The following is a 25,757-nucleotide window of genomic DNA, read 5'->3' as shown; positions in this document are numbered from 1 at the left end:
CCCTAACTGAAATCTATCCTTTTGACCAGGTCATTACTCCAGCGGATGGCGTCCTCTAGACCTAATATTTCGACTCCAGGAAGCGTCATATTCTCCACCGCGGCCCTATAAACATCGTCCCAGCCCTCGCCCCTAACAAATTCAGGCGGCCATGAGTGATCGCCTCTGTACTTGAACGTTTGCTCGCACAGCTCTTTCGCCTTGCTATAGTCAATATCTTCATTAGCCACGAGTATCTGCAAATCTACGAGATCATGCGCTCGCTGACTATCAGGAAATGTAGCCGCATGTATTTTCTGTGCAATTTGGTGTTCAGGCTTCATAACCGGTACAGGGTCCGGTGCATCAAACCCCAGGTCCATGAACAACGATGAGAGTTCATCCGAAATCTGCCTGTCCACAGAGTCCGCAACATGTAGCTCGTTATGCGCCACCTCAAACCTCACGGTCTTCCAGTCCTTCCCTTCGTACTGGAGCTTGATATCAAAAGGAGTCATTACATACTGCGGCGGAACCCCTGCAGGGCTGGGCTTCTTCACCTGCTTCACTCTTCCAGTAAAGCCTTGCCATCCCGCTTCAAGTTTGTCCTCCAGTTCATCCAAGAAGTGGTCTTCGTCCTGCTGTCGCGCGGCATCGAGATCCTTTGTGGCACGAGCTCCACTGCCGTAGCGAACAGCCATCGCACTTCCGCCTTTGACCACTCCCTGTGTAAGCATCTGCGCAACTACAACAAGCGCCATTACGTTCTCTCGCTGTGCCTCACGCGCCTGATCGTTTTCTATGTTTCTGATCTTCTGTCGTAAGGACACAATGTTTACCGGCCGACTCATCCCACCAGCCCCTTCAGCTCCCGATACTGCTTGCCTCGAATAAACCCTTCCTGGTAGGCGTCTTCCACCATCGCCTCCCAACGGTCGGCCATAACTGCTGGGCGAACCTCCACGAGCGCCTCCGCGACGGGCTGCGACGGAATACCGTGATATTTCTTCACTTGAGCGTCTGGTGGAGCGGACCTAATCCGCCATGTTCCAGGCATCTTCCGGCGGTGTCGACGCGGCGAAGCTAGATAGACATTCTTGGGATTGAGCTCACCGATCCCGGTAACCTGCAATGTGGTTTCCCCACATGCATGCACGCCAGCACCTAGCGTGAGAATAATTTCGCGGAGAAAATCAAAATCGTCGGCGGCAGGATAGTACGGATCCCGATACACGCCACGCTCCCGCTTCTCGACGGCCCCTCGCGCCGCAAGCTTCCGCAACTCAACATCAGGCACGCCCCGCACACGGGCGAGGGCCGGAGTGACATACCCGTCGTTTTCCAAAGCGATTTGTCGCAGCATTTCCCTATACGTAACCATGGACAAACCGTACCGTTTTTGGTGCGGTTTGTCCATAGTCTTGCTCGCCTGGATCTTCGCCGCCCCAGCTCCGAGAGTTCATAGCGTGCGCTTAGAAGCGTGCGATGCAGGTCCGCATTCTCGCTGGCCTGGCGTGATTTTTGGCGACCAGCGTCGCACTCCTTTAACGCCTCGACACGAACAGGAATCACGTGAAAGCCACGGCGCGCGAACCCGCCACCCCGGAAAAGTTCCCCGGCCCAGCGTGAACCCGGGACCTTTCTTTGTGGACAGCCGTCGCGACCTGCAGAAACGCAACCGTTGGTCGACCGGAACCAGTCCGAAACGCAAAATGGTTCCCGGACGCGGGAACTTTTTCAAAGAGGGCACAGGCGCGGGGCGCGGGCACAGGAGGGGCCAGCCAGCGGCGGGGCGGCCAGGGCGAAAGCCGTTCGCAAAATGTCGGAGCTGTGAGTACAGTGAGATTTTGTTGGTCGCGCCACTGATCATGACGCGCCTTGTTTCTAGTTTCGACGGTGCATGGTGGGCAGCTGCGTTGCTGTGGCGCGCCGAAGCTGAAGAACTGAAGAAGCTGAACAAGGAGGCCCGGGTTGTGTTGACGCTACTTGTCGCGCTGTTCGTCGCGACGTCGGCGGCGCCGTTGTTGATCCGTACGATCGGTAGATCGGCGTTTGCGCTGGTGGCGTTGGTGCCGCTGGGCGGGTTCGCGTGGATGGTGTACCTGTTCGCAAAGGGTGTCTTTGTGGATGGCGGGGAGATCGTTTCGCGGATTCCGTGGATGCCGTCGGCGGAGTTGAACCTGGATTTCAGGTTGGACGCCCTGGCGGGCTTGTTCAGTTTGATTATTTTGGGCGTCGGCTCCTTGGTGTTGCTGTACTGCTGGGGGTATTTCGATTCGAATCCGCGCAGGTTGGCCAAGTTTGGCGGGGAGCTGACCATGTTCGCCTCCGTGATGTACGGGTTGGTGATTTCGGACAGTTTCTTGCTGATGTACGTGTTTTGGGAGTTGACGTCGATACTCTCGTACATGCTGGTCAGCTACTACGGTGAACGGGCGTCGTCGCGCAGGGCGGCGATTCAGGCGCTGATGATTACGACGTTCGGCGGGCTGGCGATGCTCGTCGGTATTAATTTGCTGGGCTACAAGACGGGGATTTGGCGCCTCAGCGAGGTGTCGCAGTTTGCGAATATTGAGAATACGCCTGCGATTTCGACGGCGATTGTGCTGATTATGTTGGGGGCGATGACGAAGTCGGCGCAGGCCCCGTGGCATATTTGGTTGCCGGGGGCGATGGCGGCGCCGACGCCGGTGTCGGCGTATTTGCACTCGGCAGCGATGGTGAAGGCCGGCATTTACCTGGTGGCGCGCCTGGCGCCGGATATGGCGGTGGTAAGCACGTGGCACCTGGTGGTGCTGTCGACGGGCGTGTTCACCATGATTCTGGGTGGTTGGTTGGCGCTGAAGCAGCGTGACCTGAAGCTGATCCTGGCGTACGGCACGGTGTCTCAGCTGGGCTTTATCACGACGGTGATCGGCATTGGGTCGCGTGAGGCGACGATGGCTGGCCTGGCAATTACGTTCGGGCACTCGATGTTCAAGGCGACGCTGTTCATGATCGTGGGCGCGATTGACCACTCGACGGGCACCCGCGACATCCACGAGCTGTCGGGGTTGGCGAAGCGGGAGCCGTTTGTGGCGTTTTTGGCGGCGGTGTCGGCGGCGTCGATGGCGGGCATTCCGCCGTTCTTCGGCTTTGTGGCGAAGGAGTCCGCGCTGGAGGCGATCCTGCACGAGGAGATGCTGCACGGCATGCCGGGATACATGACGCTGGTGGCGATCGTCGCGGGGTCCATCCTGACGATGGCCTACTCGCTGTACTTCTGGTGGTCCGCCTTTGCGACGAAGCCAGCACACAACAACGGCGAGTCGAAGGCGGTGCGCGAGATGCACCCGATCGGCCCGACCTTGTGGATTTCGCCGGCGGTGCTGACCACGTTGACGGTGGTGTGCGGAATCTTCCCGGTGCTGCTGTCGACGGCGTTCAACGAGTACCTGGATGTGCGCTTCCCCGGCGGCGAGCAGGAGGAGTTGGCGCTGTGGCACGGGATTACGATCCCGCTGGTGCTGACGGCCGTGATTGTGCTGGGTGGCGTCGTCATGTTCTGGCAGCGTGCGTTGCTGAAACCGCTGCAGACGGGCAAGCCTGCGCTCGGCAATGGTGACGCGTTGTGGGACGCGCTGCTCGCGCAGCTGCGGACTGCGTCGCTGCGGTTGACGGCGTCGACGCAGCGCGGTTCCCTGGTGATCAACCTGGGCGTGATTTTCGCGGTGTTGGCCGTGGTGCCGCTGGCGGCGCTGGTGCTGGGCCGCTCGAACGATATTCGGATGATGTTGTGGGATTCGCCGTGGCAGGGCCTGGTGGTGTTCATCATGGTCTGCATGGCTGTCTTTGCGACGGTCCAACGCAACCGCCTATCCGCCGTGGTGATGGTGGGGCTGACCGGCTACGGCATGGCGACGATCTTCGCCCTGCACGGCGCGCCGGATCTGGCGCTGACGCAGGCGCTCGTGGAGACCATCGTGATGGTGGTGTTCATGCTGATCCTTCGCAAGATGCCGACGGAGGTCGAGCCCCGCAGCGACGACAACCGGGCCCGTGCCTGGCTGTCGATCCTGACTGGCGTGTCGGTTGTGGTGATCGCCATGTTTGCGATGAGCGCGCGCACCGCCGACCCGATCTCGGTGTTCATGCCGGAGCTGGCGCACGACATCGGCCACGGCCGCAACACGGTGAACGTGCTGCTCGTGGACCTGCGCGCCGCCGATACATTCGGCGAGATCACTGTGCTGGTGATCGTGGCGACGGGCGTGGCCAGCCTGATCTTCGGCACTGGCAAGTTTGGGCGCTCCTCGAGGCGCCCGACGCTGTCCACCACCAAGCCGCGCTGGTTGGCCAGCGGCGTGGATTCGGAGACGGCGCAGAACCGTTCGCTGATGGTGGACGTCGCTACAAGGATCTTGTTCCCGTCGATGATTCTGCTGTCCCTGTACTTCTTCTTCGGCGGCCACAATGCGCCCGGCGGCGGCTTCGCCGGCGGCCTGGTGGCGGCGCTGGCGTTCACGCTGCGCTACCTCGCGGGCGGGCGCCAGGAAATCGAGGAGGCCCTGCCTGTGGACCCGGCGAAGCTGCTGGGCACCGGCATGCTGTTCTCCTTCGCCGCGGCGGTGACCCCGATGTTCTTCGGCAACCCGCCGCTCACGTCCGGCTACACCACGGTCACGCTGCCGCTTATCGGCTCGTTTGACGTCACCTCGGCGCTCGTGTTCGACGCCGGTGTGTACCTCATCGTGGTCGGACTGACCCTGCACATCCTGACCTCCATGGGCGGCTACCTCGACCAAGAGGAAGACAACCGCAAGCAGTACGCTCGCCAGCGCGCTCGTGAGCTGCAGGAGAAGAATAAACGACGCCGCGAAGCCCAGGCGGCGAAACGGTTGGCGCGAAAGAGGCGTCGAGAAGCGGTCACTGGTGACGGTGACGCGACGGCAGGGCGGGGCCGGGCGTCGACAATTGGGGCGCCGGTGCACACCACCGCGCGTGGCCGCGAAAGGAGCGAGTAATGGAAGCGAACCTGTTCCTGCTCATCGGGTCGGGTGTGCTCGTGGCCACCGGCGTGTACCTGATGCTCGATAGGGCACTGACCCGCATGATCATGGGCGTGCTGCTGCTCGGCAACGGCGCGAACCTGCTGCTGCTGCAATCCGGCGGGCAGGCCGGCTCCCCGCCGATCATTGGGCGCATGTCCACCCTGTTCGGCGAGCGCACCGCCGACCCGCTCGCGCAGGCGATGATCCTCACCGCGATTGTCATTTCGATGGCGATGGTCGCGTTCATGCTGGCCCTGGCCTACCGCCAGTACCGCTACCGCACCGACGACATCATCGAGCGCGACGAGGAAGACCGCGCGATCGCCGCCCGTCCGAAGACCCCGGCGGCGGCCCCCGACCACGACGCCTCCGACGACCCAGAGACCGGACGCATGAGCTCCGAGGGCGACGCCTTCGGCCCACGCTCCTTTGAAGACCCCGTCAAGGAGGCCGACGATGACGAATAACCTGTTCGAGTTCGCCCACTGGGCGCTGCCCGCCATGCCGATCCTCACTGTCATGCCGCTGCTGTTGCCAGCGCTGGCAGCGGCGCTGATCCTGGTCACCGGGCGCGCCGTCACCCTGCAGCGCACCATCGCGCTGACGACTCTGTTCGCGCTGGCCGTCATCTCGGGTGCGATGATCATCATCGCAGACGTCCACGGCATCCAGACTGTCCAGATGGGCGGCTGGGAAGCACCCATCGGCATCACGTTGGTGGCGGACCGGCTGTCCACCATCATGGTGTTCGTCTCCTCCATCGTGTTGTTCGCCGTCATGTGGTACGGCATCTCCCAAGGGCTTCGCGACGGCGACGAGGACGACCCAGTCGCCGTCTTCCTCCCCGTCTACATGCTGCTGTGCATGGGCGTGAACCTGTCCTTCCTCGCCGGCGACCTGTTCAACCTGTACGTCGGCTTCGAGGTCTTCCTCGTGGCCTCGTACGTGCTGCTCACTCTCGGCGCCTCGCCGGGGCGCGTGCGCGCCGGCATCGGCTACGTGATGGTCTCCATGGCGTCCTCGATGGTGTTCCTGTTCGCGCTCGCGCTGATCTACTCCTCCACCGGCACGGTGAGCATGGCGCAGGTCGGCCAGCGCATGGCCGAGGTCCCGGACGGCACGCGCGCCGCGATCTTCGCCACGCTGCTCGTCGCATTCGGCATCAAAGCGGCCGTCTTCCCGCTCGACGCCTGGCTCCCCGACTCCTACCCCACCGCCGCCTCCCTGGTCACCGCGGTGTTCGCCGGGTTGCTCACCAAGGTGGGCGTCTACGCCATCATTCGCGTCCGCACCACCATATTTATCGACGGCTCCCTCGACACCCTCCTGATGTGGGTCGCACTCCTGACCATGGTCATCGGCGTGATGGGAGCGCTCGCGCAGAACGACATCAAGCGTCTCCTCTCCTTCACTCTGGTCAGCCACATCGGCTACATGATCTTCGGCATCGCACTCGGCACCGTCGCCGGCCTGTCGGGCGCGATCTTCTACGCCGTCCACCACATCCTGGTGCAGACCTCGCTCTTCCTGGTCGTCGGCCTGATCGAGCGCCAGGCCGGGTCCGCGCAGCTGCGCCGCCTCGGCTCCCTGCTCTACACCGCGCCGCTCATCGCTCTGCTCTACTTCATCCCGGCGCTCAACCTGGGCGGCATCCCGCCGTTCTCCGGGTTCCTCGGCAAGATCATGCTCATCCAGGCCGGCGCCGCCGAGGGCTCCTGGCTCGCCTGGGTGCTCATCGCAGGGGCCGTCGTCACCTCCTTATTGACGCTCTACGCCATGATCCTCGTCTGGTCCAAGGGCTTCCTCCGCGACCGCGCCGACGCCCCCGAATCCGTCGCCATGGCGCGGCCCTCATCGCTTACCGAGCGCCACGACACCATCGCCGTCGACGACCGCGCCGACGTCGGCCGCATCCCCGTCGGTATGCTGCTGTCCACCGCGCTCCTCGTAGCGACCTCCGTGGCCATCACGTTCCTCGCCGGCCCGATCTCCGCCATTACCGACCGCGCCGCCGAATCCGCCAGCGACCAACGCATCTACCAACACGCCGTCCTCTCCGGCGACCCCACCAACCCGACCCGGGACCTCGACGCCTTCCGCCAACCCACCGACTCCGGCGGCGGCAAAGACGCGCTCGCCCGCAAGTCAGCGCGCTCCGCTGACGGAGAGGACGTCGTCACGACAGAACGAGTCCCCCTCCCCGCCAGCGCAACCGCCGAACCGACAGGAGCAGACCGATGAACCACCTCCTTCCCGGCATCCGAAACCGCTTCCGCGGCGCCTTCGTCCTCTGGCTCGCATTCATGTGGGTCCTCATGCAAGGCGACCTGACCTGGGGCAACGTCGCCGCCGGACTGGCGCTCGGCGTCCTGATCGTGCTCGTGCTGCCGCTGCCGAATATCCCCCGCAGCGGCAACAAAATCCACTGGGGCAAACTGCTGCTGTTCGTGCTGCAGTGGTTCGCCGACCTCATCGTCGCCTCCGCGAAAGTCTCTTGGCTCGCGCTGCGGCCCGCCGCCCCACCCAAGAATGCCATCCTCCGCGTGCCCATGCGCGTCTCCGACGACCTGGTCCTCTACCTCGCCACCTGCGCCTACAACCTGCAACCCGGCGGCAGCGTCACCGACATCGACATCGCCAACCGCGAATGGACCATCCACGTCCTCCACGCCGACAACCAAACCGACATCGACCGCGAAATCGCCAACGTAGCCAAACTCGAGCGCCAAATGATCGACATCTTCGAAAGCAGGCGATAGCCTATGAACCCCCAGGTATACAACGCATTCCTCATCGTCGCCGGCATCTTCCTCGCCATCGGCTTCCTCGTGCTGGCCTGGCGAGTCATCGTCGGCCCCGACTCCATGGACCGCGTCCTCGGCAACGACGCCATCACCGCATCACTCCAATGCATGCTGGCCCTCTACATCTGCTGGACGCTCGACACCACCGTCGTCAACGTCATGATGGTGATCGCGCTCCTCGGCTTCATCGCCTCCCTGTCCGTCGCCCGCTTCCGCAAACGCGACAACTCTTAGGAAGGACCCACCAATGACACTCGCATTCTTCCTCGACACCGCCTCCCTCGTCTTCATCCTCCCCGGCGCATTCATGGTGTTCTCCGCCGCCATCGGCACCGCCCGCTTCCAATCCACCATGGCGCGCATCCATGCCATCACGAAGCCCCAAACCACGGGGCTAGTCCTCATGATCATCGGCACGATTATTCGACTCTCGAATGGGCAGGCCGGAGGGGCCACCGGCACCGGCGAGGCTGTCGGCACCCACGAACTTCACGACATCGGTGTCATCCTCATCCTGCTCATCTTCGCCCTGATGACCAACCCCGTCACCGCGCAGCGCCTCGGCCGCGTCGCCCGCCGCGAAGGCCTCTACGGCAACCCCGACTCCCTCAGCCGCAACGACCGCCCCGCCGCCTACCACCCCAAGCGCGTCGACCCCACCAAGAAGTAGGTTTTTGGCGCTCCCGCGCGAGTCGCGCGCACCACATTCCTGGATTCCGCGAACGCCCCAAGGTGTTTCCCCTGGTCGCGCGCACCCCTCGTGGGAATGTGGTGCTCAAGGTCCAGACCCACTAGGTACTTTGCTTCTCTACAGGGCAAACGGCATGGTGAGGGTCGTACCACAATACCCGGAATAGGTCACCGGATCGGAAGCCCCATAATCGGGTCTCGCCAGATAGGCGGAATCGAAACACGCGCTCCTCCGCAGAGGGCAGCGCTTGGATGCGCTTTTGGGCGTCGACACTTAGGGTCGAAACGTGTTGGTCATGGTTTCGGGGTCGTTTCTTCCGGCCGGACATGACGGTCTCAGCAAGGCACTCTTTCCATGTCTTCCGTGAAACGCTCTCCAAAAATGTCAAGAGCTCTTTCGTCTCTTTGGCCTCCAGCGACCATCGGCACCAGATTTCACTGGGAGGGATGTCCAATTCAGCGACTGTCCACCGAACAGGCATGTCCCGCCAGGCACTTTGTGTCGCCTCACTGGGCACACTTTTATCGCTTGCCACCGGCGACAAGTGCGGAACACGCTTACCCCCGAAGTTGTTTTGCTGACGCGCAAGCTTCTTCCGACTACGCTTTCCCCCACCCACGCGAACTACACCGCAGACGCCGACTGCATCGAACTGTAGAAATCCTGCATGACTTCCTGACTCACCTCATGTGTGGAAGGTGCCCCCACTGCAACGCCTTCACGGGCTTCCCGCCACGGCCGCTCGCCATGCGCGAGGTCGCTCAACTGTTGGCCAGTGAGATGTCCGTATGCGTCGAGCACAGTGTCGATCGTCTCCCGCTCATCGTTTGTGAGCCGGTGAGCATCGCCGGGAAACATTTCGGGAGTTGCGGTGAAGTGCCCACGGTGTTGGTTGTATAGTTCACGGCACACTGGGCCGTTCGCCCAGGCCTCGAAACGGGAGTTAAACAGCGGCTTCTCGTCCCAGACCAAGCTCCAAGCCTGTGCGTAGTAAACGAGTTTTTGCAGCTTCATGGTACTCAGGCTTTCCCCCTGACGCTCCAAAATGTATCTCGCCACATCATTCACGTTTGCCATGCTGTTCCCCTCTCAACACTTATCGACGCCAACCCTACCCCATCAAGCATCAACCAGCCCCTACGCGCACCACATTCCCTCACGAGCTTCCAACCACCTGGGCTTATTCCAGCCCGCTCTGCAGAAATCCAGGATTTTGGTGTCACCCCAGCTGGCACGCACACCACATTCCTGGATTCCGCGAAGACCCCAACGCATTCCCCCAGGTCGCGCAACCTCCCCGCGGGAATGTGGTGCACTAGGCCCAAACAAGCTACTCCCAGGTCATCTCCTGCATCTCGGCGCAGGTGGCGGCGACGACGTCGTGCCAGGAGCCCGTCATCTCGTAGATGCGGCGTTGCCGCTGGTAGCCGGCGCCGCGTTGCATGATCTCCAGCACCAGGTTCAGCTCGCGCGTGCACCCAAGCTGCGCAGCCACAGGCTGCAGGGTGTCCACCAACGTAACGAGTTCGTCGCGGAGCCAGCGTTCGTCGGTGTCGCGGCTGGTGATTACTAGGGCGTCGAGGCCGTAGCGGGCCCCGCGCCACTTGTTTTCGGCGACGTGCCAGGGCTGGAGCGTTGGGAGGGCTTCGCCGGCGTCGAGAAGCTGGTCGTAGTAGACGACCAAGCAGTGCGTGAGCGCGACGACCGCGGCGAGTTCGCGCAGGTTGGAGGTGGCGTCGCTGATGCGGACTTCGATGGTGCCCCACTTGGCGGCGGGGCGGACGTCGAAGTGCATGGAGCCGGTGTGGTTGATCACGCCGGAAGTGCGCTGGTCGTCCATGAATTGGACCCATTCGGCCCAGCTTTGGAACTGGTACGGCATCCCGGCGGTGGGAAGCTGCTGGTAGAGCATGGTGCGGTTGGAGGCGTACCCGGTGTCCAGCCCGTCCCAGCCGGGGCTGGATGCGGAGATGGCGAGCAGGTGCGGGTAGTGCGTCATCACCGCGTTGATGATTGGCCAGACGCGGTCTTCGTGACTGATGCCGACGTGGCAGTGAATACCCCACAGCAGCATTTGCTGACCCCAGTACTGAGTACGGTTGATCATTTCCTTGTAGGAAATTTTGGGGCTGAGGGCTTGCTCGCGGAAGTCGGAAAATGGGTGGCCGCCGCTGGCCCACAGGTCGAGGTCGCGGGCGTCAGCTTCGGCGCGCACGACGGCCAAGCTCTCCGCCAGCTTATCGACGGCCTCTTTCGTATTCTTACATACCGGCGTCACCAGCTCGACCGTGTTTTGGAGGAACTCCCGCTCGAGGTGCACGTTGGGGTTGGTGGCGGAGATGGCGTCGATAATTTCGGGGGCGCGGGGTACCAGGTCCCGCGTCTCCTTATCGACAACACAGATCTCCCACTCCACTCCCAGTGTCGGCTCGGGGGAACGGGCGAACTCGCGGTATGGATCCATAAGTAGCCAGTCTAAACGCTGCGCTGGGCCCGCGCGGGGGTTTTATTCTCCCGCAAGGACGACAGTGATCGCCTCCGGCTTCTCGACGGCCTCCCGCGGCAAACTCGTATTCGCCGGCACATCCGTCGTCGCCCGAGGCGTACCACCGATCCGCTGCGCGAGCTCCGCCGCAACCGCGTCAGCACCCGGAGTGTTCGGGTTAAAGAACACGAAGGTTTGCGGGAACGCGCCGTAGGTCTGCTCCGGCATGTTCATCGCGGCGGCGTCATTGGAACGGTTCGCCACGTTGTAATGGGCGGCGAGGTCACCGGCGGTCCGGTTCGCCAGATCCGGGATGCCGGAGTTGTTGTAGACGTACACCTGCGCCTGCTCCCGGGCCAGGCCGGCGGGGGCTGGCGCTGGCTGTTCCTGCTCGGCTGGCTTTTCGGTGGGCTTGGCTTCTTCGGCTGGTTTTTCCTGCTCGCTTGGTTGCGCCTGCTCCGACGAGTTCGCCGGCGCCGAGATCGCGGTCGTTGCCTGGGTTGCTTGGGTGGCTTGGGCGGTCGTGGCTTCGGTGGAGCCCGGCGCGGCCGCGTCCTGGTTTCCGTCGCCCTTGTTCATGGCGTAGATGCCCCACAGCAGCAGAAGTGCCGCGACGGCCAGCAGGATCATCGCGACGCCCCGCTTCGGGAACGCCGCCGCCGGCGCCGCTTCGTAGTTTTGGTCGTAGTCGTCCTCTTCGGCGCGGCGGTGGGCGCCCTGGTACTCGTTCTCAGGATTCACATTAGTCACATGCGCCACTCTAAACGTTTTTGCACACGTTTACACCTTCCCACGCGCACCGCGTTCCCGGTTTCGCCAACCGTCAGTACATTCCGGTCGAGGTGTTTAAGGAGTGCGACGCTGGTCGCCGAAAATCGACCGGGCTGGGTGAAAATGCGCGACCTGCATCGCACGCTTCTAAGCGCACGCTACGAGCGAAAAAGGTATCAAACCTGGCGGTTGCGAGCCCGTGTCGGCCGCAAGTTGAGCGCTACATACAGTGCTCTCTCCTGTCGCTTTCGTTCCGGTCGAGGTGTTTAAGGAGTGCGACGCTGGTCGCCGGAAATCGACCGGGCTGGGTGCAAATGCGCGACCTGCATCGCACGCTTCTAAGCGCACGCTACGAGCAGTTTGGGGCGAGGAGCGGGCCGGGTGCGCACCAAATTCCTGCATGGAATTATGCGACCTGGACTTTCGCAGATCCGCTTGCCGAAAAACAGGAATGTGGTGTCTGAGTGGGAGGGACGCGCACCAGATTCCTGGTTTTTGGCGGGCACGTTTGGAAAATCCCAGGTCGCTAGGGGAAAACCCGGAATCTGGTGCGCGATCACGCCGGGTCGGGGAACAATCTTCGTAAACAAACGTCGCGACCTGGGGAAACGAAAGCGTTGGTCGACCGGAGCCGGCCCCAAACGCAAAATAGTTCCCGGGCGCGGGAACTTTTTCACAGCTCGAAGAGAGGAGCGGCTCAACGGTCGCGGAGGCGCTGCAGGCGGCGTACGAGTTGTGGGAATTCGGAAAGGGCGGAGGGGTCGTCGAGAAGGAGGTTGAGTTTTTGGTAATAGCGAACCGGTGTGAGCCCGAGCTGGGTGGTGATGGCCTCTTCTTTGGCGCCGATGGCACGCGGGGCGTGGGCCTCGAAGGTGAGGATGGCGCGGTCCGAATCTGAAAGCTGCTCAGGCATGCCTATTATGGTAGCCATGACCATTCGACCGATCGTTATTTATGGCGACCCTGTCCTGCACAACCCGACGAAGCCTGTGGAGCAACCGGTCGAGGAGCTGCAGGAACTCATTGCAGACATGCACGAAACCATGGACGCCGCCAACGGCGTGGGCCTGGCCGCGAACCAGATTGGTGTGCCGCTGCGCCTGTTCGTGTACCACTGCCCTGACGGCGACACGATGCGTCGCGGCACCGTGATCAACCCGGTGCTGGAGACGAGCGAGATCCCGAAGACCATGCCGCGCGACGACGGCGAGGACGACGAAGGCTGCCTCTCCGTCCCGGGCGAGGGCTTCCCTACCGGCCGCGCGGACTGGGCCAAGGTCACCGGCCTGGATGAGAACGGCAACGAGATTGAGGTCGAGGGCACTGGGTTCTTCGCGCGGTGTCTGCAGCATGAGGTCGGCCACCTGGACGGCTTCGTGTACACGGACGTGCTCACCGGCCGCTACAAGCGCGAGGCGAAGCGCGCGATCAAGGCGAACGGGTGGACGGAGCCGGGCAACACGTGGCTGCCGGGCACGGACGAAGACCCGTTCGGGCACTAAGGCACTAACAGCAAGATGTTCCGCCAAGAAGCGCCCGCTGTCGGGGGCAGGGTGACGGTTCGCTACCGCACGGAGTCCGGGGTCAATGAGGCGATCGGGGAGGTCGTGGGGTTGGACCCGCTGCGGGTGCGCCGCCGCGATGGGCGCGAGGTGACGATCACGGAACCGGTGGCGGTGCGTTCGCTGGCGCCGAAGACGGTTCGGAATTCGGAGATTCGTCGAAAAGAGGTGGAGCTCGCGGAGGCGAACCCGGCACCGGTGCAGGAGTGGGTCGAGGGGTGGCTGGCCCGCGCGGGCGCCGCGAACCCGCAGGATAATACGGCAGTGCCGTTGGGCCCGTCGGCGGCACTCGCACCGCTGCCACTCACCGAGCTCAAAGATTTTTACGACGCCCACTCCCTCCCAGTGCGCCTGTTGGTGCCGGAGCGCATCGGCAAGGCGGCGGAGAAGCACGCGGCGCGACACCCGGAGCTGTGGGAGGTCGGCCCGGAGGAGATCGTGGGCGATGACCATCATCGGCGGCGTGTCCTGCGTCTGCGCTAGGATATTGGCATGCGCATCGCCACTTGGAACGTGAACTCTGTACGTACGCGGGCGGAGAGGATCGCCGCTTTCCTCGACCGCAACGACGTCGACGTGTTGGCCATGCAGGAAACGAAGACGAAGGACGCCACGTTCCCCTACTCAACGTTCGAGGCGGCGGGCTACGAGGTCGCACACGTGGGCTACGACCAGTGGAATGGTGTGGCCATCGCGTCGCGGGTGGGGCTGGAGAACGTGCGGACGCACTTTGAGCGCCAGCCGTCGTTCGCGAAGAAGGGAGATCCGGTTGTGGAGGCCCGGGCGGTTGGGGCGAGCTGTGGGGGCGTCGATATCTGGAGCTTGTACGTGCCGAACGGGCGCGAGATCGGCGACCCACACTACGACTACAAACTCGAGTTCCTCTACTCTCTGCGCGAGACCGTGGACCCGCAAACGTTGCAGCTGTTCACGGGCGATTTCAACATTGCGCCGCGCGACGAGGACGTGTGGGACATCGCCTGGTTTGAGGGCAAGACGCACGTCACGGAGCCGGAGCGCGCCGCGTTCCAGATGCTGCTGGAGTCCGGCTTGGAGGAGATCCGCCACGCGGACCCGTACTCGTTCTGGGATTACAAGTCCATGCGCTTCCCCAAGAACGAAGGCATGCTCATCGACTTCCACTTAGCGACGCCCCCTCTCGCCCGCCGCCTGCAACAGGCTTGGGTGGACGTGGCGGAGCGCGACGGCAAGGGCGCATCGGATCACACGCCCGTCATCGCTGATTACGACACCGCCGACCTCGCACTCGACCAGGTGCGGTAGCCATGTTGTCTCTGTTCAGTGGCCTCTCCCTGTGGCAGCTCATCGCCATGGGCATCGACTACGCCATCAAGTTCGTCATGATTGGCGTGGTGCCGTCGAACCGCAAGCCGTCGAGCGCGAACGCTTGGCTGCTGCTCATTCTGCTGCTCCCGTTCGTGGGCCTGCCGCTGTACCTGCTGATGGGGTCCAAGTACGTCTCGCAGCGGCGCCACCGCATCCAGAAGGAAGCGAACGCCGTCCTCAACGACGTCTACTCCGACATCCCGGACATTCCCGCCGGTCAGCAGGCGAACCCGGAAGTGACCTCGATGATCACGCTGAACCGCACCCTGACCGGCTTCCCCGCCGTGCACGGTAGCGCGGTCGCCATGTGGGCGGATTACGAGAAGACGATGGTGCGGATTGCGGAGCTCGTCGATAAGGCGGAAGAGTACGTCGACATCGAGATTTACGCGGTGGCCTGGGACAACACCACCGCCATTGTGTTTGAGGCGTTGGAGCGTGCCGTGGCCCGCGGCGTCCACGTCCGCCTCCTCTTCGACCACATCGGCTCCATGAAATACCCCGGCTTCCGCGCGCTCAAACGGCGCCTGACGAAGGCCGGCATCCACTGGCACCTCATGTTGCCGCTGAGCCTGCTCAAGGGCCGCTTCCGCCGCCCGGATCTGCGCAACCACCGCAAACTCATCCTTATCGACGGCCACACCGCCATGATGGGCTCCATGAACCTCATCGACCGCACCTACCTCACCCGCCAACACCGCGCCGCCGGACGCCAATGGGTCGACGCCTTCGTGGAACTCCAAGGGCCCATCGTCACCTCCATCGAGGCGCTGTTCGCCGTGGACTGGTACTCCGAATCCGGCGAACCCATCGAGCTCACCGCCCCCTTGGACCTCGGCGCCCCCGCGGATGCCAACCTGGTCCAGCTCATCCCCTCGGGACCCGGCTACCAGGCCGAACCGAACTTGCGGATGTTTAACACCCTCATCCACCACGCCAAAGAACACCTGGTGCTGTGCTCCCCCTACTTCGTCCCCGAGGACTCACTGCTGGAGGCCATCACCACCGCCTGCTACCGCGGCGTGCGCGTGGACCTGCTCGTCGGGCAGAAGGCGGACCAGTTCATGGTGCAACACGCCCAGTCCTCCTACTACCAACAGCTCCTCGAGGCCGGCGTGCACATCTGGGAGTTCCCCGCCCCCTACGTCCTGCACACCAAGTTCCTGCTCGTCGACCCCACCTCGAAGGAGCCCGGCGCCGCCGTCGGCGTGCTCGGCTCCTCCAACATGGACATTCGCAGTTTCTCACTCAACTACGAAAGCTCACTCTTAATTTGCGACGGCCCCCTCCTCCGCAACCTCAACCACCTCGCCGACACGTACTTGTCCGTGACGCGGGAGCTCACGCTGGAGCGCTGGAACACGCGGCCGTGGTACCGCCGCTACATCGACAACGTGATGAAGCTGACCTCGGCGCTGCAGTAGCCACTCGCTGAGGACGCGCGCACCAAATTCCTGGATTTCTGTGAGCAAGTCCTTTGTTTCCCCAGGTAGCGCATTGGGCGAACTGGAATTTGGTGCGCGCCCTCAAACGCCAAACACCAAATTCCCTCACAACCGACCAGCGACCTGGGAAAACGCCGAGGCCCCGTGCTCGAACCCGGGAATTTGGTGTCCCCCCCATCTAGCTAGACACCAGATTCCTGGATTTTCGCGAGCAAACCCTACGTTTCCTCAGGTCGCGCATTTGGTGAACTGGAATTTGGTGCGTCGGGCGAATAAGCGACCTACTTGTTCGCCATCACGGCGGCGGCCGCGCCGCCCAGGCCCAGGATGCCGAGCAGCACGCCGACAACGATCAGGATCGTGTTGCGCGTCTTCTCGTCGACGCCGCCCTTGTCGGTGGCCTTGGCGTCTTGCGTGGTTGGGTCAGCTGGCGCCGCGGTGCTCGGGGCCGCTGAAGGCGATGGCTTTGCCGACGTGGTTGGTGGCGTCGATGGCCGCTTAGGTTGCTTCAGTTCCTTGGTGTCCGCGAGGTTGCGGCGGTTGGTGTCCTGGAAGTCGCCGAGTTTACCTTGGGAGAGCAGTGCGGATGCCCGCTGGCCCAGCACGGAGTCACCGAGTTGGGTGCTGACTTGGCGCAGCTCGTCCTCGGTGTAGTCGAGGAGGCTGATGTCGAAAAGCTCGCTGAAGACGATTTCGCCGGACTCGTTTTCGATCTGGATGTAGACCGGCACGTAGGAGCCGTACAGGCGCTGCGTGTCCGGGATTGGGATCTGGATTTCCTTGCGGGACTGCGGCCCGGCTTCCTTGGCGTCGCCGATGCCCTTGACCTTGATGGTCTGGACTGGGGCGATGCGGGAAAGTTCCTTGCCGTAGAATGCGCGCACGGTGAACTCATGGTCGTGGTAGCCACGGTTGCCGATGGTGCCCACAACCTTGTTGTCGGTGCGCACGGTGGCGATGCTGTTCTCGTCGGCCATGTAGAAGTCGGCCTTGCCGTCGTTCTTGAGGGCAGCGGCGGCGTCGAGTTCGCGGGCGTCGCGTTCGATGCCGCGGCGCTTCTCGGCGTCCTTGTCCGACTCGGAGTCGGACTCGGCGGGCTTGACGGAGACGTCACCGATGCCGCCAGCCTTGACGTTGAGGTTCTTCCACTCGGACGGGACGGACCACTCGCCGACGTAGCAGTCGGGGGCGCCGGCGCAGCCTGGGTGCGGGGCCTCCTGGTTGCCGCTCTTGTCTTCCTCCTGGTAATCGAAGGTGACGAACTGGTAGGCGTAGTTCATGGCGGATGGGCGATCGCTGAGCCAGTCTCCGTACTTGGTCCATTCGTAGACGGATTGGCGCTTGCCGTCGACCCACAGCATGCCGTTGTGGTTCAGGCCCAGGTTGTGACCGAGCTCGTGCATGATGGTGTTGCGTACTTTGTCCTCGGCGCCCATGCGGGCGTTCTTGGACACGTAGAAGCTCGTGCCGCCGATCAGTGCGCGTCCGGTGGCGTAGTTGATGGAGCCGTTGGCGGAGGGGGCGTCCATAAGGTCGCCGATGACACCGGAGCGGAAGATGCCTTCGCGCTCTTTGAGCAGGTCCACCGACGTGGTGATCAGCTCCGAGCCGGACGTTTCGGGCGAGTTGAAGTAGTGGTCCTTGTAGCCAAGGATCGGCCCGCCGCGGTATTCGTCGTCGCGGGCTTCGAAGTTCTTGGAGTAGCCCTTACCTGCGTCGATGTGCAGGTTGTAGCCGTGTGCGGCGAACTTCTTCACCAGCTGGTCCAGGATGAGCCCGGACGGGCGGTAGACGTTCGTGTTCATCTTCGAGCAGGCGTCGTAGCGGGCGAAGCCTTCGGGGTTGACGGCGAAGCGCGCCGCTTCCTGGCAGCCCTCGGTTTCCCATTCGGACTTCATCCAGTTCATCTGGAGGAAGATGTCTTTCTCATACGGGTTGGCGCCCCAGCGGTGCAACGGCATATCGACGCCATTTACATTCGCACCCTGCATTTCCCAGATGTCTAGCAGGCCGTCACCATCCGAGTCCAACGCCCCCAGCTGCGTTTCGATCTTGACCGTCATCTCGGCCTTCATCGTCGCGCCAGGCTCGACGGTCTGGACCCAGGTGCCGCTGAGGACTTCACCACGTTCCATGTTTTTGTTGTCAGAGCCCGCGTTCCACTCTGGGAGAGTCGCCGGATCCTGAGCGGTGGCAAGTGCCGTCGCACCCGGGAAGTTCGCGTCGACTCGGTAGGCGGACTTGTCCTCCCCGCGCAGGCTGTCCCCAAACTGCGCGGCGGTCATGGTGCCCTTCATTGGCTTGGCGTGGTTGTACATGCGGATCGCCAGCTCACGGGCGGTTCCGGCGTTGTTGGTCAGCTCGGTGACCACGTTGATCTCGTCGCCTTTGACGGTAAAGGTGCGCTTCATGGTGACTTCGCGTCGCGGGTCGGTGTGCTCCAGCACCGTGACGCCGTCCTCGGGGGAGCTCTCAGTCGTACTCTTCGCGATCGGCGCCACCACGCGCCCATCGGCCCAGCCGATCACACCGACCTGGTTCTCCAACTTGCCCGCAACCGACTTCGGGTTCATGTAGGTCAGGGTTGCCTCGTGGTAGCTCTTCCGGATGTGGAGCTGGGTCTGGATGGCATCATCATCTGAATTGACGGGGGACGCCGTCGCAGGCACGGCCGACACTGCGCCCATGCCGAGCGCGAGCGTCACTGCACCTGCAATCACTGTCTTGTGAAAACGCATCCTTTTACCTCCTCAAGCCCAGGTCACGCATAAGGTGTCTGAGATTCGACTGAACAACTGGGACTTCCTGCAGCGCGAGCAAACCGGCGCCTACCAGGAACCCAAGTGCACCGAGAATTACAGTAATCCACCCCGCTGCCGAACTCCCAGTCTCGGGGGCTGGGTCCGGCTCCGGCGTTGACGCCGGGGTGCTCGGGGTCGGTGTCGGCGTGGACGTGGGTGCCTCTGTCGATGGTGTCGGCGCAGCGGTCTGGCGCGGCTCACGCACGTACGCCGACACCTTCACGGTGCGCTGCGAGCCGTCCTGGTAGGTCACCACAACCGGCACCTCAACCTTCGACTTCGGCTTCACCGACGCGTCCGGCAGCACCTGCAACCTGCCCGAATACTTATCGACGTGCACCTGCCACCCCTTGGCGGCGAAGCTGGCGTCGATACCAAAGGTGGTCTCAGGCGGGACGCGCTGGCCCTGCGGCGTGGAAGCCAAGTCGCCGGCGTTGACGTAGATGTCGCTCCAGCGCGGGCGCTCTTCGTCGGCGATGGCCTTCTTGCGCAGCTCGGCGTCGATAAACTCCTCGGAGCCATCGGGGTACTTCACGCGCACGCGCACGTTGTACTTGGCGCCGCCCGGCGCGTCTTTCGGTAGCACGGCGGTGATGCGGCCCGTCTTCGTATCGACGCTCACATCCAACCCAGCGTTCTCCTCAATCGAGAACGTGGTGTTTTCCGGCACCGGGGTCAGCATCTCGTAGGACGTGCGGGTGCCGCCGGTCAGCGTTTCCGGCGCGTACCTCGGCGTGAATGTCTCCGCGTCCGGTTTGCTGTGCTTCACCCCGACGTGGAATGGCACATCGGTGGAACTGCCGTCCGGGTAGGACACCGTCACCACCGCGTCCAGCGGCCGGGCACCATTTTCCGGCGCACGCACGACCAGGTTGCCGGTGTCACGGTTCACGGACACCTTCCACCCATTGAGGTTCTTGTTGCCCTCGGCGTCCTCGAAGAACACGAAGTCGGTGCCCTCCGGCACGTTGCGAACATCCGTCCTATGCAGGACGATCGGCGTCCCCGGCAGCACCTCGCGGCCAGTTTCATAGGCGTGGTTGTAGCTGCCCGCGATCTGGCGCGGCAGGATGTTGAAGTAGACGGGGACGTGCTGGGTGGAGCCGTCGCTAAAGCTGGCCTTTACCATCACTTGCACGACGTCACCGGCCTCCAGGTCGTCGCCTGTGGCCTTGAACGTGACCATGCCTGGCTGCTCGCCGTCCTCGGCGGTGCCCTCCCGCTCAACGACGCTCGCGTCAGTTTCGCCCTCGATCGAGTAGGAGACCTGTGCCTCTTCCGGGATCGGCTGGTTGAAGAACACCTCGGCGCCCTGCATCAGGGTCGCCAGCGGCGCGTGGCTGCGGGTCTCTTCGCCCAGGCGGACGAACACGTCCGGGTACTGCAGCTTGTACTCTTCGGCGTACGGGGTTGGGTCGAGCACGTTGACCTTAATCACGCGCTGCTCGCCGGTGGAGAGCCGTACCCAGTACCTGCGCTCACCCTTCGATCCGCCCTCGGAGCGCGGCGGCTTCAAGAACACCTCGCCGTCCCTACCGATGGAAACCCAATCCGGCACCCCACCGGCCTTCAGTTCATCCTTCGTCGAGACGATCTCCATGCCGCTCGCGATTTCATCCGGTCTCATCACGTTCGTCTCAAGCGTCGTCCCCGCCTTCACGTTGATCGGCGTCCAATCCTCCGAGAAGTCAGACTCGACGTGAAGCGTCGCCAGCTCTTCGTACAGCGGGTCCCACACCTTGAAGGAGAACTTGTGATTCCACTTGTCACTACTGCCGACAACACGCACGTTGCCATCCGGCGTCAGCGACACCTGGTAGCCCTCCGCACCCAGGAACTTGGTATTCGGGTCCAACTTCGCCGACGGCACGAACTCGTACACCTCGCCAGGCTTTACGCTCTTCGAGGTAATCGCGAACTTCGGCTTCTCATGAGGAGTGCTGTCCGGTGAGAAGGGGTTCGTCCCCAAGCTCACTTCGTCCTCGTTGCTCACGCCATCGCCGTCGAAGTCCGCGGCTGGGATGGAGAACACACGCTCGTCCTCGCCAACAAACCCGATCAAGAAATCCTTCGCATCAGACGAGTTATCCGGGTAGTCCACCTCCACGCGCGCATGCGTGATGAAGGTGTTCATGAACCACTTCGAAACCCGCTCAAACTCCGGCTTCGAGTTCCCAAACTCCTGCTCGTAGGCCTCCGCGAACGCCTCCAGGCCTTTCGCCTTCACAACGAAACGGTTACCGTCGGAGGCGTCGACAAGCGCGTGGTCTAGCGCCGGCGACTTCCTGCCGTTCTGCTCGCCCTTATACCGAATCGAGCGCACCTTCACCTCAGCATTGCCGAACGGCGTCCCGCTTCGGAACTCCTGGCCCGGCTTCAGCCGCACCAGCAGCTCGCCCGGGTACGGGTCGTACTGCTCAGCCATGTATGGCTTCCGCGTCGTCGTAGTCGGCTTCACACTTGTCGACGTCGGCTTCGCACTCGAAGGCTTCGTCTGCTGCGCGCTGCTCGGCTTCGGCTGCGGCTGCGGGGTGCTGCTCGACGGCGACGGCTTTGGCTGCGGTTTTGCGCTCGTCGTTGTTGAAGTAGGCGCCGGCGTTGTCGTCTCCGGAAGCTTCGGCAACGGATTCTTCGCAACACCCCTATCCCTGGCGTCGAACGGGTTCGCCCCCTTCTTGGCCTCCTCGCCATTCGACACACCATCGCCATCAAAATCCCCATCCGGATCGTTGGCGAGGCGGCCGTCGAGACCCAAGAGACGCAGCGGCAACACCACGTTCTCCTGCACCGAGCCATCCGTGAACCTAATGTCGAAATCCAGTTCGTTGATCTTCGACTGGTCATCCAAAAACTTCTGAGGATTCCACTTATAAATGGAGTCCTTCCCCGACAGCACTTCTTTGTGATATTCGGTGGCAAGTACCCCAATCTCCGGTGCCCACACACTCACCTGAAAGCGATGCGTCGCATCAATGCCGCTCGTGGGTGTAGGGTGCCACGCCACGTCCGAAAACTTAATTTTCTTGATAAGCCGCTCGACCCTGCCTATCGACGTCAAGTCCCCCGACTCCAGCTCACTACGCCCCAGCTTCCCGGGCCTGACCTCCAGCAGCTTATATTTGATTGGATTCGTCTCGGCCAGCGCCGGGCCCTTCGCCTGCGCATTTGCCTGCACCTGCAGCTCTGTTGGCCCTGCAACCTGCACCAACGGCGTCACGATCAACGCCGCCGCCGCAACAACCACACCCCTCCGCAACCGGGTCCGCACACGCGAACCCGCCCGGCGAGCTTCATCTGCTGCCCGGCCGCGATTATTCGCCACAACGAATCCTTTCTGCAGCAAAAGCCAATGACACTCCCAGGGTAGTCCCCATTATTCGTTTTGCCTAAACCTCCGCAACTTTCTAAATGTTTTCTCATGTGGCGGGTGTGGTTTGTGGGTCTTGCCATCTCATGCGCTTCGTTGGACGTGCACCAAATTCCCCTCCAGCCCCCGCACGAACAGGGAAAACGTCGTCACCCCCTTCCGAAATCAAGGAATCTGGTGCACACCCCGCCCAGCCTGACACCAAATTCCCCTTTCACCCCTACACCACCAGGGAAAATACAGATGACATCCGCCGAAAACAAGGAATCTGGTGCAGACCTTGGAACCAAACGGGGGTCCGAGAAGTCTAAAAGATATGCGATACACACCAATGAACCAGTCAGACGCGCTCCAGCGAATCCTCACTTTTGCGAGGCCGCGTCCTCAACACATCGCGAGTGGGTACTCCGCGCTCGCCCTGTATCAACTGCCCTACCTTGTAGACTCAGCGCCGCTCACATTCATCGGCCCCACCCGAAAAACGCGCACCCCGACCCCGGAGGTTCCTGGTGTCACCCGCCGTGGCGCCGAACGCATCCTGGTAACAGAAGTACGCTACCCGGGGCAATTAATTCTCGCAGCGTCGCCAGTTCATGCCACTGTCCAGGCATTACAGATACTGAGGAAGGGAACATACCAACCGCCAGCGGTAGTGCCTGATGGCTTTGACCCACTGTTAGTGCGGGCAGTACAGCTGGTCGACTGCGTACGCAGGCACCTGCAGGTTTCACCAGATGCGTTGCTTGAGGCAGCTTGGGGCAGGGTTGATCGCCCGTGGTTGTTGAAGGTACTCAATCTGTCCAGTAGGTTCGCGGACTCGCCACGCGAGACGGAGCTGCGTCTGCTGCTTCGGGCTGTGACGAAGGAGCGTCAGCTGAAACTAAGTGAGCAAGTCCCGGTATATAGAGGCCGCCGCCTCGTAACGACGTTCGACTTCGCCATCGAACCGCTCAAAATCGGGATCATGTATGACGGCCAGCACCATTGGGAGTATGACCAGCGTCAGAAGGATGCCCGGATCAACTTGGATCTGGCGTTGGAGGGCTGGACCGTGGTCAGGTTCGCCGCCGCCACGTTTAGTGAGGTGGTTCCACGGATGGTAGAGCTCCTCGACAGGCCTCGATAGATAGGCGTGCACCAAATTCCCCCGCAGCCTTCCAGCCACCTGACGAAACGCCAACGGCGCCTCCAAAAACCAGGAATTTGGTGCCACGCGATCCAGCACAAGCACCAAATTCCCCCTCACACCCGAGCTGAACTGGGGAAATGCAAAACCCGCGCCCCAAAAGCAGGAATTTGGTGCGCGGGAAGGCAAGCGGCGAAAAGCTACGCGTCCCGCGCCTCAGTCAACAGCACGCCGATCACCCACAACGCCACGGCCCAGACGGCGAAGATGCCGAGGGAGGCGCCGAGCTCCCAGTGTTGGGTGGGTTGGTTCATCATGAAGGCGATGAGGTTGTTGAAGGGGAGGAACTTCGCTACGTCTTGGCCGTATTTGGGGATGAACCCGACGATGGTCTCCAGGAGGAGCATCATGGACAGGCCGATCACGATGGCGGCGGACGTGTTGCGGACGATCCAGCCGACGCCCTGGGTGAACAGGGTGAGCAGCGCCATGCCGAGGGGTACTGCCCACAGGGCGCGCTGGGTGGCGCTATTTGTGGTCCAGCCTGCGGGGACGGCGGTGGTGAGGTCGGCGAGGATGAACGCCACGACCACGGCTAGCAGCGTCGCAACCACAACGCCGACGACGCCCACTACGACTTTGGCCAGGGCGACTTGCCAGCGCTGCGGTGTGAGGCGGAAGTTGGTGGCGGGGATGCCGAATCGGTATTCGGTGGTGACGGTCATGGCGGCTTGCACGATGACGACGATCCCGATGGTCATGGAGACGGTCGAGACGACGGTCAGGGGTGTGTAGGGCATGCCGGAGGTGTTGGCCAGCCAGCCGAAGAGTGCGCCGTAGATGCCGGCGACGATGATCATGGCGGCGCTGGTCCACCAGAAGGAGCGGGTGCTGCGGAGTTTGGTCCACTCGGAAAGTATGAGGTTCATGGTTACTTGCCCTCCTGGACTGTGCGGGATGCGAACTGTTCGGTGCCTTCGGTGGATTGGATGTAGGCGTCTTCGAGGGAGGCGTGGTGTTCGCTGAGTTCGGTGAGGATGACGCCGGCTTCGAAGGCGATGCGCCCGATGGTTTCGGGGGTGGCGTCGTTAATGGTGAGGTTGGGTCGGCCATCGGCGTCGGTGCCTGGGCTGATGGTGGCGCCCGGCGCGCCTGCTTCCACGGCCACCCGCAACGCCCCCAAGCCATCGTCCAAAGCACGCACCACAACGCGGGAGCCGGAGTGGGCTTTGATGAAGTCGTGGACGGAGGTGTCGGCGACGAGTTTGCCCTTGCCGATCACGATGAGGTGGTCGGCGGTCTGCGCCATTTCGGCGAGGAGGTGGGAGGACACCAGGATGGTGCGGCCTTCCTGGGCGAGCGCGCGCAGCAGGGAGCGGACCCAGCGGATGCCTTCGGGGTCGAGGCCGTTGACGGGTTCGTCGAGGATGAGGTATTCGGGGTCGCCGAGCAGGGCCGCGGCGATGCCGAGGCGCTGCCCCATGCCGAGGGAGAACCCGCCGACTTTCTTGCCCGCCACGTCGGTCAGGCCGACGAGGGAGAGGACTTCGTCGACGCGGGAGGCGGGGATGCCGGAGGCCTGCGCCTGCCACAACAGCGTCGCCCGGGCGGAGCGGTTGGGGTGCACACCTTTGGCGTCGAGGAGCGCGCCGACTTTTTGGGCGGGGCGCTTGAGGTTGCGGTAGCTGGTGCCGTCGATAAGACAGCTGCCTGACGTGGGCTTATCCAGGCCGACGATCATGCGCATGGTGGTGGATTTGCCTGCGCCGTTGGGGCCGAGGAACCCGGTGACGATGCCGGGTTTGACGCGGAAGCTCACGTCGTCGACGGCGCGGACGGGGCCGTAGACCTTTGACAGGTTTTGGACTTCAATCATGCGAAACAGTATGCCTGAGAATGTCTGGCAGCGCGGCACGCAGCCCCGGGTGTAGGGCGAGTTCTTCGAGTTTTTTCAGGGGAACCCAACGCAGCTCAACGCTTTCTTCGTTGGCGGTGGTCTCGAGTGGCTCGCCGGAGCGCACGCGCGCGAGCACGGTGGTGTAGGTCCAGCCACTCTCGGCGGGCCCGGAGGTGACGAGCTCCTTATTGACGTCCACTTCGCCCCCATCGATACCACATTCTTCTTCCGTCTCCCGCAGGGCGGCTTGGGAGGCCGTTTCGTGTGAGTCGCGGGCGCCACCGGGGATGCCCCACGTGTCTCCTTGGGCGGTCCAGGGGGCGCGGTGTTGCATGAGCACGACGGGCTCGCCGCCGTGCGTGGCCTGCAGGAAGAGCCCCGCGGCGCCGTGTTTGCCCCACATTTTCTGTCCGTTGGGCCCTTCGACCCATCCGTTGCCGTCTCCTTGCATG

General features: G+C 62.9%; 22 protein-coding genes. 11 read left to right on the top strand and 11 right to left on the bottom strand.

Annotation, left to right across the window (positions count from 1 at the left end; translation table 11 throughout):
* Positions 1-2: 2 nt before the first annotated feature.
* Entirely contained in the window at positions 3-830 is an 828-nt protein-coding gene (locus BJP06_RS05325) for a nucleotidyl transferase AbiEii/AbiGii toxin family protein (RefSeq protein ID WP_071573097.1), read from the bottom strand.
* Positions 827-1,360, bottom strand: a complete 534-nt coding sequence (locus tag BJP06_RS05320; RefSeq protein ID WP_143110551.1) for a type IV toxin-antitoxin system AbiEi family antitoxin domain-containing protein — start codon at positions 1,358-1,360, stop codon at positions 827-829. The genes BJP06_RS05325 and BJP06_RS05320 overlap by 4 nt, the downstream gene beginning before the upstream one ends.
* Before the next feature lie 592 nt (positions 1,361-1,952).
* Between BJP06_RS05320 and BJP06_RS05315 the strand changes: the two genes are divergently transcribed.
* The 6 genes from BJP06_RS05315 to BJP06_RS05290 are packed head-to-tail and all read left to right on the top strand — an operon-like array spanning position 1,953 to position 8,483.
* A complete protein-coding gene (locus tag BJP06_RS05315; protein WP_071573174.1) occupies positions 1,953-4,982 on the top strand; it encodes a Na+/H+ antiporter subunit A in 3,030 nt (1,009 codons plus the stop codon).
* Positions 4,982-5,476 (top strand): Na(+)/H(+) antiporter subunit C, encoded by a 495-nt coding sequence (locus tag BJP06_RS05310; RefSeq protein WP_070361859.1) that lies wholly within the window; start codon positions 4,982-4,984, stop codon positions 5,474-5,476. The genes BJP06_RS05315 and BJP06_RS05310 overlap by 1 nt, the downstream gene beginning before the upstream one ends.
* On the top strand, positions 5,466-7,250 hold the full coding sequence (locus BJP06_RS05305) for a Na+/H+ antiporter subunit D (protein WP_070478199.1): 1,785 nt from the start codon (positions 5,466-5,468) through the stop codon (positions 7,248-7,250). The genes BJP06_RS05310 and BJP06_RS05305 overlap by 11 nt, the downstream gene beginning before the upstream one ends.
* Positions 7,247-7,768, top strand: a complete 522-nt coding sequence (locus BJP06_RS05300) for a Na+/H+ antiporter subunit E (RefSeq protein ID WP_070478201.1) — start codon at positions 7,247-7,249, stop codon at positions 7,766-7,768. Before BJP06_RS05305 ends, BJP06_RS05300 begins: the two co-directional genes overlap by 4 nt.
* A 3-nt stretch (positions 7,769-7,771) precedes the next feature.
* The gene (locus BJP06_RS05295; RefSeq protein ID WP_070478203.1) at positions 7,772-8,047 is read left to right on the top strand and encodes a monovalent cation/H+ antiporter complex subunit F; all 276 of its coding nucleotides are present in this window, start codon (positions 7,772-7,774) and stop codon (positions 8,045-8,047) included.
* A gap of 13 nt (positions 8,048-8,060) precedes the next feature.
* Complete coding sequence (locus BJP06_RS05290; protein WP_070361855.1) at positions 8,061-8,483, top strand: monovalent cation/H(+) antiporter subunit G; 423 nt, start codon at positions 8,061-8,063, stop codon at positions 8,481-8,483.
* 645 nt (positions 8,484-9,128) lie between these two features.
* On the opposite strand, the gene BJP06_RS05280 is transcribed toward BJP06_RS05290, so the two are convergent.
* The 4 genes from BJP06_RS05280 to BJP06_RS05265 all read right to left on the bottom strand — a co-directional run bounded on the left by BJP06_RS05280 (position 9,129) and on the right by BJP06_RS05265 (position 12,673).
* Positions 9,129-9,518, bottom strand: a complete 390-nt coding sequence (locus tag BJP06_RS05280; RefSeq protein WP_255365794.1) for a Panacea domain-containing protein — start codon at positions 9,516-9,518, stop codon at positions 9,129-9,131.
* 316 nt (positions 9,519-9,834) lie between these two features.
* Positions 9,835-10,968, bottom strand: coding sequence for a glutamate--cysteine ligase (locus BJP06_RS05275; RefSeq protein WP_070361853.1), 1,134 nt, complete (start codon positions 10,966-10,968; stop codon positions 9,835-9,837).
* Positions 10,969-11,010: 42 nt separating this feature from the next.
* The gene (locus BJP06_RS05270; RefSeq protein ID WP_071573094.1) at positions 11,011-11,739 is read right to left on the bottom strand and encodes a LytR C-terminal domain-containing protein; all 729 of its coding nucleotides are present in this window, start codon (positions 11,737-11,739) and stop codon (positions 11,011-11,013) included.
* A 718-nt stretch (positions 11,740-12,457) separates the two neighbouring features.
* Positions 12,458-12,673, bottom strand: a complete 216-nt coding sequence (locus tag BJP06_RS05265) for a DUF3263 domain-containing protein (RefSeq protein ID WP_070361851.1) — start codon at positions 12,671-12,673, stop codon at positions 12,458-12,460.
* A 16-nt stretch (positions 12,674-12,689) separates the two neighbouring features.
* Here BJP06_RS05265 and BJP06_RS05260 point away from each other — a divergent pair, with 16 nt between their 5' ends.
* Genes BJP06_RS05260 through cls form a run of 4 tightly spaced genes read left to right on the top strand, consistent with a single transcriptional unit; the run spans position 12,690 to position 16,093 of the window.
* Positions 12,690-13,262, top strand: coding sequence for a peptide deformylase (locus tag BJP06_RS05260; RefSeq protein ID WP_070363431.1), 573 nt, complete (start codon positions 12,690-12,692; stop codon positions 13,260-13,262).
* Between the two features lie 15 nt (positions 13,263-13,277).
* Complete coding sequence (locus BJP06_RS05255; protein ID WP_070361850.1) at positions 13,278-13,805, top strand: hypothetical protein; 528 nt, start codon at positions 13,278-13,280, stop codon at positions 13,803-13,805.
* A gap of 9 nt (positions 13,806-13,814) precedes the next feature.
* Positions 13,815-14,606: an exodeoxyribonuclease III gene (locus BJP06_RS05250; RefSeq protein ID WP_071573093.1), complete on the top strand. Its 792-nt coding sequence runs from the start codon at positions 13,815-13,817 to the stop codon at positions 14,604-14,606.
* A gap of 5 nt (positions 14,607-14,611) precedes the next feature.
* The gene (gene cls / locus BJP06_RS05245; protein WP_071573173.1) at positions 14,612-16,093 is read left to right on the top strand and encodes a cardiolipin synthase; all 1,482 of its coding nucleotides are present in this window, start codon (positions 14,612-14,614) and stop codon (positions 16,091-16,093) included.
* Positions 16,094-16,395: 302 nt separating this feature from the next.
* On the opposite strand, the gene BJP06_RS05240 is transcribed toward cls, so the two are convergent.
* Both BJP06_RS05240 and BJP06_RS05235 read right to left on the bottom strand, forming a co-directional pair.
* On the bottom strand, positions 16,396-18,852 hold the full coding sequence (locus BJP06_RS05240; protein ID WP_071573092.1) for a hypothetical protein: 2,457 nt from the start codon (positions 18,850-18,852) through the stop codon (positions 16,396-16,398).
* A gap of 4 nt (positions 18,853-18,856) precedes the next feature.
* Positions 18,857-22,237, bottom strand: coding sequence for a Rib/alpha-like domain-containing protein (locus BJP06_RS05235; RefSeq protein WP_143110550.1), 3,381 nt, complete (start codon positions 22,235-22,237; stop codon positions 18,857-18,859).
* Between the two features lie 697 nt (positions 22,238-22,934).
* Here BJP06_RS05235 and BJP06_RS11895 point away from each other — a divergent pair.
* Positions 22,935-23,408 carry a DUF559 domain-containing protein gene (locus BJP06_RS11895; RefSeq protein WP_143110549.1) on the top strand — a complete coding sequence of 158 codons (474 nt, stop codon included), beginning with the start codon at positions 22,935-22,937 and terminating at the stop codon, positions 23,406-23,408.
* Positions 23,409-23,608: 200 nt separating this feature from the next.
* On the opposite strand, the gene BJP06_RS05225 is transcribed toward BJP06_RS11895, so the two are convergent.
* The 3 genes from BJP06_RS05225 to BJP06_RS05215 are packed head-to-tail and all read right to left on the bottom strand — an operon-like array spanning position 23,609 to position 25,756.
* Positions 23,609-24,337 carry an ABC transporter permease gene (locus tag BJP06_RS05225; protein ID WP_071573089.1) on the bottom strand — a complete coding sequence of 243 codons (729 nt, stop codon included), beginning with the start codon at positions 24,335-24,337 and terminating at the stop codon, positions 23,609-23,611.
* Between the two features lie 2 nt (positions 24,338-24,339).
* Complete coding sequence (locus tag BJP06_RS05220; protein WP_071573088.1) at positions 24,340-25,284, bottom strand: ABC transporter ATP-binding protein; 945 nt, start codon at positions 25,282-25,284, stop codon at positions 24,340-24,342.
* Entirely contained in the window at positions 25,277-25,756 is a 480-nt protein-coding gene (locus tag BJP06_RS05215) for an NUDIX hydrolase (RefSeq protein WP_071573087.1), read from the bottom strand. The genes BJP06_RS05220 and BJP06_RS05215 overlap by 8 nt, the downstream gene beginning before the upstream one ends.
* Between the last annotated feature and the right edge of the window lies 1 nt (position 25,757).

This window comes from Corynebacterium sp. NML120713 (assembly GCF_001875735.1).
In the GTDB taxonomy this organism is placed as follows: Bacteria; Actinomycetota; Actinomycetes; order Mycobacteriales; family Mycobacteriaceae; genus Corynebacterium; species Corynebacterium pseudogenitalium.
The sequence above is the reverse complement of the archived record's forward strand: the minus strand, read 5'-3'. Positions and strand labels throughout refer to the sequence as shown.